The organism is Variovorax sp. PAMC26660, from assembly GCF_014302995.1.
GTDB lineage: Bacteria > Pseudomonadota > Gammaproteobacteria > Burkholderiales > Burkholderiaceae_C > Variovorax.
On sequence record NZ_CP060295.1, the window covers coordinates 790,755 to 803,795 of the forward strand.

General features: G+C 65.8%; 13 protein-coding genes. 10 read left to right on the forward strand and 3 right to left on the reverse strand.

The genetic code is table 11. The features are described from left to right. Nucleotides 1-22 precede the first annotated feature (22 nt). From H7F35_RS03690 to H7F35_RS03720, 7 genes are all read left to right on the forward strand, one after another. Complete coding sequence (locus tag H7F35_RS03690; RefSeq protein ID WP_187111627.1) at nucleotides 23-1,069, forward strand: transporter; 1,047 nt, start codon at nucleotides 23-25, stop codon at nucleotides 1,067-1,069. Nucleotides 1,070-1,290: 221 nt separating this feature from the next. Continuing rightward, nucleotides 1,291-2,148: a 3',5'-nucleoside bisphosphate phosphatase gene (locus H7F35_RS03695; RefSeq protein WP_187111628.1), complete on the forward strand. Its 858-nt coding sequence runs from the start codon at nucleotides 1,291-1,293 to the stop codon at nucleotides 2,146-2,148. Beyond that, nucleotides 2,145-3,122: a DMT family transporter gene (locus H7F35_RS03700; protein WP_187111629.1), complete on the forward strand. Its 978-nt coding sequence runs from the start codon at nucleotides 2,145-2,147 to the stop codon at nucleotides 3,120-3,122. The genes H7F35_RS03695 and H7F35_RS03700 overlap by 4 nt, the downstream gene beginning before the upstream one ends. 15 nt (nucleotides 3,123-3,137) lie before the next feature. Next, the gene (locus H7F35_RS03705) at nucleotides 3,138-3,773 is read left to right on the forward strand and encodes an L-threonylcarbamoyladenylate synthase (RefSeq protein ID WP_187111630.1); all 636 of its coding nucleotides are present in this window, start codon (nucleotides 3,138-3,140) and stop codon (nucleotides 3,771-3,773) included. A 44-nt stretch (nucleotides 3,774-3,817) separates the two neighbouring features. Continuing rightward, on the forward strand, nucleotides 3,818-4,489 hold the full coding sequence (locus H7F35_RS03710; RefSeq protein WP_187111631.1) for a site-2 protease family protein: 672 nt from the start codon (nucleotides 3,818-3,820) through the stop codon (nucleotides 4,487-4,489). Nucleotides 4,490-4,506: 17 nt separating this feature from the next. After that, a complete protein-coding gene (locus H7F35_RS03715; RefSeq protein WP_187111632.1) occupies nucleotides 4,507-5,838 on the forward strand; it encodes a tryptophan--tRNA ligase in 1,332 nt (443 codons plus the stop codon). 75 nt (nucleotides 5,839-5,913) lie between these two features. Then, a complete protein-coding gene (locus H7F35_RS03720) occupies nucleotides 5,914-6,513 on the forward strand; it encodes a LuxR C-terminal-related transcriptional regulator (protein ID WP_187111633.1) in 600 nt (199 codons plus the stop codon). Between the two features lie 397 nt (nucleotides 6,514-6,910). On the opposite strand, the gene H7F35_RS03725 is transcribed toward H7F35_RS03720, so the two are convergent. After that, nucleotides 6,911-8,335 carry a sensor histidine kinase gene (locus H7F35_RS03725; protein WP_261803513.1) on the reverse strand — a complete coding sequence of 475 codons (1,425 nt, stop codon included), beginning with the start codon at nucleotides 8,333-8,335 and terminating at the stop codon, nucleotides 6,911-6,913. A 152-nt stretch (nucleotides 8,336-8,487) separates the two neighbouring features. On the opposite strand from H7F35_RS03725, the gene H7F35_RS03730 reads away from it, so the two are divergent. Together H7F35_RS03730 and H7F35_RS03735 are read left to right on the forward strand one after the other, a co-directional pair. Beyond that, complete coding sequence (locus tag H7F35_RS03730; RefSeq protein ID WP_187111634.1) at nucleotides 8,488-8,883, forward strand: VOC family protein; 396 nt, start codon at nucleotides 8,488-8,490, stop codon at nucleotides 8,881-8,883. Next, nucleotides 8,880-9,281, forward strand: coding sequence for a phage holin family protein (locus H7F35_RS03735; RefSeq protein WP_187111635.1), 402 nt, complete (start codon nucleotides 8,880-8,882; stop codon nucleotides 9,279-9,281). The genes H7F35_RS03730 and H7F35_RS03735 overlap by 4 nt, the downstream gene beginning before the upstream one ends. Before the next feature lie 13 nt (nucleotides 9,282-9,294). Here the strand turns inward: H7F35_RS03735 and H7F35_RS03740 are convergent, their stop codons facing one another. Next, nucleotides 9,295-10,611, reverse strand: coding sequence for an FAD-dependent oxidoreductase (locus tag H7F35_RS03740; RefSeq protein WP_187111636.1), 1,317 nt, complete (start codon nucleotides 10,609-10,611; stop codon nucleotides 9,295-9,297). Nucleotides 10,612-10,972: 361 nt separating this feature from the next. Continuing rightward, nucleotides 10,973-12,007, reverse strand: coding sequence for a Bug family tripartite tricarboxylate transporter substrate binding protein (locus H7F35_RS03745; protein ID WP_187111637.1), 1,035 nt, complete (start codon nucleotides 12,005-12,007; stop codon nucleotides 10,973-10,975). A 129-nt stretch (nucleotides 12,008-12,136) separates the two neighbouring features. Between H7F35_RS03745 and H7F35_RS03750 the strand changes: the two genes are divergently transcribed. Next, nucleotides 12,137-13,033, forward strand: coding sequence for a LysR family transcriptional regulator (locus tag H7F35_RS03750; RefSeq protein ID WP_187111638.1), 897 nt, complete (start codon nucleotides 12,137-12,139; stop codon nucleotides 13,031-13,033). Nucleotides 13,034-13,041 lie beyond the last annotated feature (8 nt).

A 13,041-nucleotide genomic window follows, 5' to 3' on the forward strand; every position in this document is an offset into this window, starting at 1 on the left:
CCTGTTTTTCTGATCACGCACCTTGTCGGCATTTCATGACCTCGCGGCCCAGTCCTACGGCGGCGACGAAGCCGGGCTGATTTCCGGTTACCTGTTCGACGCCTCGGCGCCGGAGCCTGCGCGGGTCATCGACTCGGCGCAAGCTGCCGCATGGCTGGCCGAACGATGCAGCAGCGGAGACGACGCGGACGAGAACCCGGCCTATGTCTGGCTTCATTTCAACCTGAGCCATGCACATGCGGAACGCTGGCTGGTGCGGCATGCGAACCTGTCGGACACCTTCTACGAGACGCTGCACGAGGGCCTGCCCTCCACGCGCATCGAGCGTGCCGACGATTCGCTGATCGCCGTCATCAACGACGTGCACTTCGAGTTCAGCTTCGAGCCTTCGGACATCTCCACCTTGTGGATCAGCGTGGGCCCGCGCCTCGTGGTCACGGCGCGCACCAAGCCGCTGCGCTCGGTCGATGCACTGCGCACGGCGGTGAAGGCGGGCGACGCGCCGCGCTCGAGCACCGAGTTGCTTGAACACCTGCTGCGCGCGCAGGCCGACGTGCTGGTGAAGATCGTGCGCGGCGTCACCTCGCGCATCGACCGAATCGAAGACGAGCTGCTGGCCGGTCGCCTCGACCACAAGCGCGCGCGGCTGGGCGTGTTGCGCCGGCTGCTGGTGCGGCTGCAGCGGCTGCTGGCGCCCGAGCCGGCCGCGCTCTTTCGCCTGCTGCAAGGCCCGCCCACATGGATGACCGAACCCGATGCGCAGGAACTGCGCGGCTCGACCGAGGAGTTCTCGGTGGTGCTGCGCGACATGCAGGCGCTGCAGGAGCGCATCAAGCTGCTGCAGGAAGAAATAGCAGCCAACGTCAACGAGGACAACAACCGCAGCCTGTTCGTGCTGACGGTGGTCACGGTGCTGGCGTTGCCCATCAACATCCTGGCCGGCCTGTTCGGCATGAACGTGGGCGGCATTCCGCTGGCGGACCACAAGCACGGCTTCTGGATCGTGGTGGCGATCGTCGCGAGCTTCACCGCGGTGGCGGCTTGGGCGGCTTTTCGCAAGAAGCGCTGACAAGGTGTGAACAAACCTGCTGCGCGCCCCGATCTCGCACCTGCGGTCCTCACCGTACAGAGTACGGCTGCGGTCCTCGATGCAAGCTCGGGGCGCTCGCTACGGTTTCTTCACACCTTGTGACGCCGCATGCAGCGGGCCAGTAATGCTATTTATTTAGTAGCGCCTTGCACAGCATCCATGCGCCCGCGTCGATATTCCAGACCCCATAGAATGGCGGGGTGTCCTCCACTCTCAATGCCGATCTTCACTGCCACTCCGTGGTCTCCGACGGCACACTGACGCCCGAAGCGCTGGCCGCGCGCGCAGCCGCCAACGGGGTCGAGCTGTGGGCTCTCACCGACCACGATGAGGTCGGCGGCCAGCACCGCGCAGCCGCTGCGGCGCGCGAGAACGGCATGCGCTACCTCACGGGCACCGAGATCTCGGTGACCTTCGCGAACGAAACCGTGCACATCGTCGGCCTGGGCTTCGACCCCGACGACGCCGCAATGACGCAAGGCCTCTACGACACGCGCGGTGGCCGCGGCAAGCGCGCACAAGAAATGTCCGAGGGGCTGGCCAAGGTCGGCATCCAGGGCGCCTATGAAGGCGCGCTGCGCTTCGTCGGCAATCCCGAATTGATTTCGCGCACGCACTTCGCGCGCTTTTTGGTCGAGCAAGGCCACTGCCGCGACACGTCCGAGGTGTTTCGCAAGTTCCTCACCGAAGGCAAGCCCGGCTACGTGCCGCACCGCTGGGCCTCGCTGAAAGATGCAGTGCACTGGATCACCGCCGCCAAGGGCATGGCCGTGATCGCGCACCCCGGACGCTACAAGTTCACGGCCAACGAGGAGTACGCGCTGTTCCTCGAATTCAAGGCGCATGGCGGCCAGGCGATCGAGGTGGTCACGGGCAGCCACACGCCGGCCGAGTACGTCGAATACGCCGACAAGGCACTCGAGTTCGATTTCGCCGCCTCGCGCGGCAGCGATTTCCACAGCCCCGACGAGAGCCACTGCGATCTCGGCAAGCTGCCACCGTTGCCCGGCAAGCTCACGCCGGTGTGGGAACTGCTCGGCCATCGCATCCAGCAGTGAGCCAGAGCCCCGGGCCCGGCATCGACAACGCGGCGACCGTTGCGCTGGCGAATGCACGCGCAGCGCAGCAGCAAAGCCGCAGCAAGGAATCGGAACGCATCCTCGCAGGCATCGGCCTGGTGATCGTGGCGGTGGCCTGCTTTTCCACGCTCGACACCGCCACCAAGTACTCCACGCTCGGCGTGCCCATCCTCATGGGCGTGTGGTTCCGCTATGCCTTCCAGGCGGTTGCCACCACGATGGTGCTGCTGCCGCTGCACGGCCCCGCGTTGCTGCGTACCCAACATCCGCGCTACCAGATGCTGCGCGGCGCGCTGCTGCTGTCGTCGAGCATCTTTTCGTTCCTGAGCCTGCGCTACATGCCGCTGGCCGAGTTCACCTCGATCGTGCTGATCGCGCCGCTGGTGATCACGCTGCTGGCGGCCACCACGCTCAAGGAGCATGTGTCGCCGCTGCGCTGGTCGCTGGTGGCGGGTGGTTTCCTGGGCACGCTGGTGATTCTTCGGCCTGGCGGCAGTTCGTTCAGCTGGGCCGTCCTGCTGCCGCTGGGGCTGGTGCTGACCAACGCGTGGTTCCAGGTGCTCACCAGCAAGCTGGCGCAGACAGAGAACCCGCTCACGATGCATTTCTATACGGGCTGGGTCGGCACACTGATCGCCTCGTGTGCACTGCCCTTCGTGTGGACCGCCCTGCCCTCGTGGGAATGGTGGGCGCTGCTGTGCCTCATGGGCTTCATGGGCACGGTGGGACACTTCATGCTGATCCTTGCGTACCAGCGCGCGCCTGCATCCACGCTCACGCCTTATCTGTATGCGCAGATCGGCTTTGCGATGCTGGGCGGCTGGCTCATTTTTTCCCACGTGCCCGACCGCTTCTCGCTGCTCGGCATGGCGATGATCGCGGTCTGCGGCGCGGCCGGCGCGTGGCTCACGGTGCGCGAGCGGCGCGTGCCCATCGAACCCGCGGAATCCTGATCAGGAGATAGCTTTATGGCCCAGTACTTCGAAGTCCACCCCGAGAACCCGCAGCAGCGCTTGCTCAAGCAGGCTGTCGCGCTGCTGGAGCGCGGCGAGATCGTCGCCGTGCCCACCGACTCCAGCTATGCCCTGGCCTGTCACCTCGATGACAAGGATGCGGTCGACCAGTTGCGCCGCATCCGCCAGGTCGACGACAAGCACCACCTCACGCTGCTGTGCCGCGACCTGAGCGAGCTGGCCAACTACGCGCGCGTCGACAACAAGCAATACCGCCTGCTGAAGGCGGCCACGCCGGGCCCGTACACCTTCCTGCTCGAAGCCACGAAGGAAGTGCCGCGCCGCGTGAGCCATCCGCAGCGCAAGACCATCGGCCTGCGCGTGCCCGACCACAAGGTGCTGCTGGAGCTGCTCGCGCTGCACGGCGCACCGCTGCTGGCCACCACCTTGATTGCGCCCGGCGAAACCGAAGCGCTGAACGACGCGCAGACCATCCGCGAACGCTTCGAGAAACAGATCGGCGCCGTCATCGACGCCGGTGCCTGCCCTTCGCAGCCCACCACCGTGGTCGACCTGACGCCCATGGGCACGGGCGACGACCCGGTTGTGGTGCGGCAGGGACGCGGCACGCTGGCCGTGCTCGGCCTCTGAAAAGTTGCGCCTGATAACCATTGCCTGTCTGACACAATCGCCCGGTGGATATTTCCAATCTGATACAGACCGTACTCATCTACGCACTGCCCGTGATCTTCGCGATCACGGTGCACGAAGCGGCCCACGGCTATGTGGCGCGCCATTTCGGCGACAACACGGCCGAGGCGATGGGACGCGTCACCCTCAACCCGATGAAGCACATCGACCCCATCGGGACCATCCTGATGCCGCTGATGCTGTACTTCGCGACATCGGGTGCCTTCCTGTTCGGCTATGCCAAGCCGGTGCCGGTCAACTTCGGGCGGCTGCGCCATCCGAAGCGCGACATGGTCTGGGTCGCGCTGGCGGGGCCGGTCTCCAACTTCATCCAGGCCATCTTGTGGGCGCTGGTGCTGGTGGCACTGGTCGCGGCCGGCGTCAGTGAAACCTTTTTCATCAAGATGGCGCAGGGTGGCGTGCTGGTCAACCTCGTGATGTGGGCCTTCAACCTGTTCCCGCTGCCGCCGCTCGACGGCGGCCGCGTGCTGGCCGGCCTGCTGCCCAACGGGCCAGCGCAGAATTTCCTTGCGCGCATCGAGCCCTATGGCTTCTTCATCGTGATGGCGCTGGTGCTGGCGGGTGTCGTCAGCAACTACTGGCTGCGGCCGCTGATGGACGTCGGCTACTTCGTCATCAACCTGATCATTACGCCGCTCAAGGCACTGCTGCTCTAAGTTTCCCCGCACGTCACATGGCTTCGTCTTCCCCAGCTCCCCTGCGCGTCCTGACCGGCATCACGCCCTCCGGCACGCCGCACCTTGGCAACTACGTCGGCTCGATCCGCCACTCGGTGCGGCAAAGCGTCGCGCCCGGTGTCGAGAGCTTCTTCTTCCTGGCCGACTACCACGCGCTCATCAAGGTGCAGGAGCCTGAAAAGATCCAGCGCTCCACGCTCGAGATTGCCGCGAGCTGGCTGGCCTGCGGGCTCGACCCCGAGCGCGTCACCTTCTACCGCCAGTCGGACATTCCCGAGATTCCCGAGCTCACCTGGTTCCTCACCTGCGTCACCGGCAAGGGCGTGCTCAATCGCGCCCATGCCTACAAGGCACAGCTCGACAAGAACGTGGCCAAGGGCGAAGACCCCGACACCGACGTCACGGCAGGCCTGTTCATGTACCCGGTGCTGATGGGCGCCGACATCCTGATGTTCAACGCCCACAAGGTGCCCGTGGGCCGCGACCAGGTGCAGCACATCGAGATGGCGCGCGACATGGCGCAGCGCTTCAACCACCAGTACGGCGAGCACTTCACGCTGCCCGACGCCGAGATCGACGACGCCGTTGCCACCCTGCCCGGCCTCGACGGCCGCAAGATGAGCAAGAGCTACAACAACACGATTCCGCTGTTCGCAGCGCGTGCGTACCTGCAAAAGCAGATCGCCAGCATCGTGACCGACTCGCGCGCGCCCGGCGAGCCCAAGGAGACCGAGGGCTCCGCACTCTTCCAGATCTACCAGGCCTTTGCCGATGCCGACGAGACCGAGATGCTGCGCAAGGCCTATGCCGACGGCATCGGCTGGGGCGACGCCAAGCAGTTGCTGTTCGAGCGCATCGACCTCGAAGTCGCGCCGCTGCGCGCGCGCTACGACGCACTCATGAGCAACCCGGCCGAGATCGAGCGCATCCTGCTCATCGGTGCGGAGAAGGCACGCGACCTCTCGAAACCCTTCATGACGCGCCTGCGCCACGCGGTCGGCCTGCGCAACCTCGCGACAGGCAAGGGCCAGGGCGGCACCAAGGCGGCCAAGGTCGCCAGGCCCAGCTTCAAGCAATACCGCGAGCGTGCCGACGGGCTCTTTTATTTCAAGCTGCTCGATGCACGCGGCGAAACCTTGCTGCAAAGTCGCGGTTTCACGTCACCGCAAGAAGCCGGCCGTACCATCGCGGCTTTGCAGGAACAGCGCGGCGCTGCACTGGCCACCTTGGCCGCGCAGCTCGAGCCGCTCGACACAGAAGGAACACGCGCCGTCACCGAGGCGCTGGAGGCAATGGCGGAGGCAACGACCACAACCCACGGAAGTTGATCCGATATGGACCCACCGGCCTATCCGCCGGTGAGCAGGAAGAGAGAAGACGGTGCGATCACAAAGGAAGAAAACATGAGCATTTATGTCATCGACGACCACCCCCTGATGCGCGACGCGATCGTGATGGTCTTGCGGCGCTTGCGACCGGCCGAGAACATCGTCGAGCTCGAGCGCCTCGACAAGCTCGCGGGCTCCGTCCAGCAGCGTGGCGCTCCCACCCTTTTCTGCCTGGACCTGAAGCTCCCGGACACCAACGGCGTCTCGGGCGTCATCGCGGTCAAGCAGGTCTATCCCAACGTGCCGATCGCCGTGTATTCGGCGGCACCGGCCGCGGACATGGAAGACGCGTGCATCGAGGCCGGCGCCGACACCTACATCGAGAAGTCGGCCAGCTCGAACGAATTGGCAGCCGCCCTGCGCGGCCTGCTGATGGCGGGATCGGAAGATACCGAGGAACTGCCGGCGGCCAACAGCGGTAAGCTGTCCAAGCGCCAGACGCAATTGATCGCCATGCTCGACAAGGGCATGAGCAACCGCGACATCGCCACCGACCTGGAGATCAGCGAACACACGGTGAAGGTGCACCTGTGGCGCCTGTTCCGTCGCCTGGGTGTGAAGAGCCGCACACAGGCGCTGCACTTCGCGCGTACCAACGGGCTGCTGTCGGGCTGAACCCGGGGCTTCGCGGCTGGAAGTGGCTGCTGCTGTCGAGAACCGCGCCTTGTGCGCGGTTTTTTATTGGCTGCGTTGGAGGCGCTGCCGTTCAGGGCGTCGCTCACGCCGACACGGTGCTCTTTTTCGCGAATGTCCCCCGCTTCGCTCCTCCTTTATTTAGCTAAAAAGAGCCCCGTATCGACGCGAGCGCTCAGAGCACTTGTTGATCGGCGATTACCAGCAGCGTGCCCCTGTGCGAATGACGCCAGGTGCTCCCCGCAGCGAAATAAAGGAGGAGCGAAGCGGGGGACATTCGCGGAGGGGAGCACCTGGTGTCATTCGCACTCGCCCCGAATGAACCCGTATCCCCGGCTCAACCCACACCAAGCCATCCACGAACGAACAGCGGCGCGCCTCAACCGCCCGAAGCACTCACACGCGCCTGCGCCACGGCTTCGTCAGCGTCATGCAGCGCCACGCGAAACACACTGCCGCCACCCACCCGCGAACGCACGCTGACCGGGTGCCCCAGCACGTGCGACAGTCGCGCCACGATGGCCAGGCCCAGGCCGAAGCCGTCCGACGTGCCGGCATGGTCGGCCACCTTGTAGAACTCCAGGAACACGTCGCGCAGGTGCTCGGGCGCAATGCCGATGCCGGTGTCCCATACCTCGACGCGCATGCCTTCGCGCGTCTGCCGCGCGGCCAGCAGCACGCCGCCTTCGGTCGTGTACTTGATCGCGTTCGCCAGCAGGTTGCCGATCATGCGACGCACGCGGATCGGGTCGGTCAGGAACGAGCCCTCGGTCACGTGCACGCGAAAGTCCAGCCCGCGGCTTTCGGCCACCGGGCGGTATTGCAGTTCGAGGTCGTGCAGCAGCTCGGACACGTCGACACGCTCGATGTGCAGCCGCACCTGGCCCGAGTCGATGCGCGCCAGGTCGAACATGGAATCGAACAACGCGTTCACCGCATGCGTGGCGCGCACGATCTTCGGCGCAAGCTCCAGCACCAGTTCGGGCTCGTTGCGCAGCCAGTCGGCGTACAACGAAAGTGCCAGCACGGGCTGGCGCATGTCGTGCGCGGCGCTGGCCAGAAAGCGGTTCTTCATGGCCACGGCCGACACCGCCGCCTGCCGCTGCTGGGTGAGCGACTTGATCAGGATGTGGTTGTGGAACAGCAGCTCCAGGCTGTTGCGTGCCGTCTCGTGGATGTGCCGCCCCGCCCGCAGCAACAGGAACCAGTGAAGGATCGGCAGGATCGGCATCAGGTAGCTGTACTGGAACTGCGGATGCTGCAGGACTATGAACGACAGGCGGATCACCACCGCGCCCAGCATCGTGATGAACAGCGTGTTGACGTAGCGCTTGAGCAGCGGCGGATGCAGCGCCAGCCCGTTGAGCGGGAAGGTGCCCACGCCCGCCACGATGAGCCAGCTCATGAACTGGTTGACCTGCGGCGTGCGCTCGAAGAACAGCAGGATCGAGAAACCCCACACCACCGCGCTGGTGCTCCAGATGAAGCCATAGCGCTCGGTGAACTGCTGCTGCGCCGTGGCGCTGCGGCCGGCGTAGCGCACCGCGTAGACCCGCGCGCCCCAGGCGCGGCAGGCGGTGGCGATGACGCCGGCCACCAGCCAGGTGAGCAGTTCCCAACGGGGCACGTAGCCCCAGTTCAGGCCGACCATCGCCGGCATCAGCGCGAAGGAAACGAAGTAGGAGCCGCGCGCGGAGCGCATCAGGCTGCGGATGAGCTCGCCGCGCACCCACGATTCGGCCTCGTCGGCCGAAGCCGGGGCGGGTGTCAAGCTGGCGATCGACGCATTGGCCATATGGCGCATGACCCTTGTTTATCCGGCCACCCAAAAAAAGCCCCTTTGGACAAGGGGCGTGAAGAGTCGGCGATCTTAACGGGCCGTCGGTTATTGTTTCACGGAGTAACGATTCAAAACAAACCCGGACCTTCCCAAAAACATTCGGGAAAAATCTCAGCATGCTGTCCCATGTTTTCATCGGCGTGACCGACTTCGAGCGCGCCTTCCCTTTCTATTCGGCGCTCATGAGCGAACTCGGCCTCAAGCTGAGGTTTCGCGACGACACCAAACCCTGGGCCGGCTGGCAGAGCCCCGATGCGCCGCGTCCGCTGTTCCTGGTGGGTACCGCATTCGATGGCAACCGCGCCAGCCCGGGCAATGGCCAGATGGTGGCGCTGATGGCCACCGACCGCGCAACCGTCAACCGCGCCCATGCCACGGCACTGGCCCGGGGCGGCGTGTGCGAAGGCCCTCCCGGGCTGCGGCCGCACTATCACCCGGACTACTATGGCGCCTACTTCCGCGATCCGGACGGAAACAAACTCTGCGTCTGCTGCCACACACCACCGACATGATGAACAACCTGACCCCCTTCCTCATCCACTGGGCCATCACCGCCGTCTCGCTCTGGGTGGCCAGCCACCTGTTTCGCGGGCTCAAGTTCGACAGCACCGGCGCGCTGGTGGTGTCCGCCCTGCTGCTGGGCCTGGCCAACGCCATCGTCAAGCCGCTGCTGATCTTGCTGACGCTGCCGCTGACGCTGGTGACCTTCGGGCTGTTCCTGCTGGTCATCAACGCGCTGATGATCCTGCTGGTGGCGGCGCTGGTGAAGGGGTTCCGGGTGTCCGGCTTCTGGACGGCCCTGTTCGCGAGCATCTTCATCTCGCTGCTGAGCATCGTCATCGGCTCGTTCGTCACGAGCAACGACCCGGCCGAGAAAGTGCAGATGCCGCAAAGCGGCAACTGGCTCTGAGTTCCCTGCCGACTTAGCCGAGCACCGCGCCGCCGCGCACCAGCGCCTCGCGCAGCGCCGGTACGGGCACTGCCCGGACCTGCACGCCCATGCCAGCGTCCGCGGCCCTGGCAGCCATCGCCGCAGCAATGCCGGCCGCATGGCCGACCGCCATCGAGATGGTCATGACACGGATCGCCGCCAACGCTTCGTGGCTGGCCGAGATGCCCCGCCCGACCACCAGCGCGTTGTCGAGCGTGCTCGGGATCAGGCTGCGGTACGGGATCTGGTACGCATGGTCGGCATCCATCGGCACGTAGTGCAGCGCGCCGCCCGAGGCCGGGTGAATATCGATCGGGTAGGCGCCCGCCGCGATCGCATCGGGGAACTGCACGGGCTTCAACAGCTCCTCGGCCGTCAGCACGTGGTCGCCTTCTACCCGGCGGGTTTCGCGCACGCCCACTTGCGTGGCAAAGGCGCGCAGCCGGCCGTCTTCGCAGCCGGGCACCGAGTTGGTCAAAAACCAGGCCGCCTTCCAGGCCTGCCGGCGCCCTTCGATCTCGGCGGCGCCCAGCGCCATCGGGTCGGTAGCGTCGATGCCCAGACGGCTGATGTTGAACCAGCCGTCCGTCGAATAGGGGTCGCGGCTCGAATGCAACGCAGCGCGCGCGAGCTGGCCCTGCGCGTAGCCCCGTGCAGCCAGCTCGGCCAGCTGCGCTTTCGTCAGCGCGCCGAAGCGGTCGAAATCGATGGGCCCGAAGCGGAACATCATCGTGGCCGGCTGCAGCGTTTCGTTGTCGCCGAGTTCGAGAAAACGGGCGCCCGCCTGCTTCAGCGCATCCATGTCGCCCGATGCATCGACGAGCACGCCAGCACGCAGGCGCAGCACGCCGCCTTTGGTCAGCACGCGCATGCCGACGACGCGCCGGCCTTCGCATTCGACGTCCAGCAGGTTGGCGTGCAGCAGCGGCCGCACGCCGGCCTCGGCCACCATGTCGTCGAGCGCCAGCTTGAGCACTTCGGGTGCGTATTCCACGCGGTCCATGTGGTGCCCGGTGGACATGACGAAGCTCTCGTGCGCGCGCGCTCCGCCATACAAGCGCAGCCGCGCGACCACTTCGTCGGCCAGGCCCGCCACGACGCGGCGGCCGTTGCCGGTCTGCCAACTGTTGAACTGCGCCACCGCACCGGCCGTGGCATTTCCGCCCAGGAAGCCGTACCGTTCCACCAGCACCACCGAGGCGCCTTGGCGCGCCGCCGCAACCGCAGCCATGGTGCCCGCGACACCGCCGCCGCACACGACCACGTCAGCTTCTATGACGTGGCTGCCGATGTTTGGGTTCGCGCTCATGTCAGGGGTCCCGTTCGGGTTGCTCGTGATTGGGGCGTTCGGGGTTTGGGGGGCGGGTTCATTCGGGGTACGTGCGAATGACACCGGGTACTCCCCTGTGCGAATGTCCCCCGCTTCGCTCCTCCTTTATTTCGCTGCGGGGAGCACCCGGTGTCATTCGCACATGGACACGCTGCTGGTGATCCTGCGATCAACAACCGCTCGGCCCAACGCTCACGTCGATACGGGGCTCTTTTTCGCGAAATAAAGGAGGAGCGAAGCGGGGGACATTCGCGAAAAAGAGCACCGTGTCGGCGTGAGCGTCGCCCTGAACAACGCACGTCAAACACAACACAACGAGCAGAAAAACGAGCGCTCATCCTCAGCTCTCCAACCGAATGCCACGGGTCTTGACCACCTGGCTCCAACGATTGCCTTCAGCCTTCAGATACTTCGTCGTGGCTTCGCGTCCGCTCGTGAAGGTTTCCAGGCTCAGCGCGTCGAAGCGCTTCTTCACGACCTCGGACTGCAACGCCGCAGTCAACAGCTTTTCGAGCCTTGCCAGCCCCTCGTTCGGAATCGTGCCCTTGGGCGCGACCAGCGTGGCCCAGCCCTCGACTTCCAGGCTCTGCAACTTGAGGCTGCGGAAAGTCGGCACATTGGCCAGCTCCGTCACCGGCTGCGGCGAAGACACAGCCAACGCCCGCAGACGCCCCGAACGGATATGCACGATCACGCTCGGCAGATTCAGGAAACCCATCGACACCAGCCCCGAGATCAGATCGGGCATCAGCGCGCTCTCGCCCTTGTACGGCACGCTGACCAGCGAGGTGCCCGTCTCCAGCGAGAACAGCTCGGCCGTCAGATGCGCCAACGTGCCCGTGCCGCTGTTGCCCGCACTGAGCCTGCCCGGCTGCGCCTTGGCCTGCCCGATCAGGTCGCCGATCGTCATCGCCTTCGAGTCCGCAGGCACCACCAGCACCAACGGCTGGCGCGACACCATGCCGATCGCGTCGAAGTCGCGCGCCACGTCATAGCTCAGCTTGGGGTTCAGCACCGGGTTGATCACCATGCTGTTGCTGCCCATCAGCAGCGTGTGGCCGTCACGGCTTTGCGCCGCCGCCGCCACGCCGATCGCGCTGCCCGCGCCCGGCTTGTTTTCCACCACCACCGCCTGCCCCAGTTGCGGCGCCAGCACCTCGGCCAGCACGCGCGCCGAGCCGTCGGCACCGCCACCCGGCGCAAAGGGCACGATGATGCGCAACGGCTTCGTGGGCCAGGCCTCCGTGGCGCCAGCTTCGCGCGGCAGCCCTGCGACCAGCGTGCCGCCGGCAGCCAGGGCCAGTGCCGACAACACGTTTCTGCGGGTGATGCCCGGGGCATTCGTGCCGGAAGCTGCGGGGGGACGTTGGACCATGTGCTTGTCTGCCTCTGTGTTCTGCGAATCCGCCGATCCTAGGAAGGCGTCCGGCGGCCGACAAATACCAACTTGTCGTATGCCCATAACATCGCGTTATCCCCTGGGCTCCAGACGACGGAGAAAGTCATGAACCTCAGACAGATCGAAGTCTTCCGCGCCGTCATGCTGGCCGGCTCGGTCACCGATGCCGCGCGGCTGCTGCATGTGTCGCAACCCGGCATCAGCCGCATGCTGTCGCACATCGAGCTGCAGCTCGGGCTGCCGCTGTTCGAGCGCCGCAAAGGCAAGCTGCTGGCCACGCCCGAGGCCCAGGCGCTGTTTGCCGAAGTCGAGCAGGTCTACCGCGGCGTCGCCCGCATCGACGAATGCACGCAGGCGCTGAAGAACGGCAAGATGCTGACGCTGCGCGTGCTGTGCAGCCCCGGCACCGGGCTGGAGATGGTGCCCAACGCGCTCACCGCGCTCGGCCGGGAGTTTCCGTCCGCCAGCATCTACATGGAGGTTGCATTGGCGAAGGACATGGCCAAGCGGCTCGCGGCCCACGAAGTCGACGTCGCCATCTCGACGCTGGCCATCGACGACCCGTTGCTGGATTCGCGCCCCATCGGCAAATGGACGCTGGCCGGCGTCTTCCCCAAGGGCCATCCGCTCGAAGCGAAGCGCACGCTCAGGCCGATCGACATCCTGAAGGAGCGGATGATTTCCTTCAGCCCCGACACGCCGCAGGGCCGCATCATTGCCGACTGGTGCGTGAGCAATGCCTGCAAGCCCGATGCGCAGATCGAGGTGCGCGCCGGCCAGGCCGCCTGCGCGCTGGCCGCGGCGGGCGCCGGCATTGCCATCGTCGACGACCTCACGGCGCGCGGCTGCATGACCGACCGGCTGAGCCACCGGCCGATCCTCAAGGCCCCGCTGTTCGACGTGTTCGCGGTGACCAACCAGAACTTCGCGGCGTCGCTGCTGTCGAGCCGCTTCGTCGTGCATGCACAGGCGGCCCTTCGCCAACTCAAGCAACGCGCCTGACCACGGCG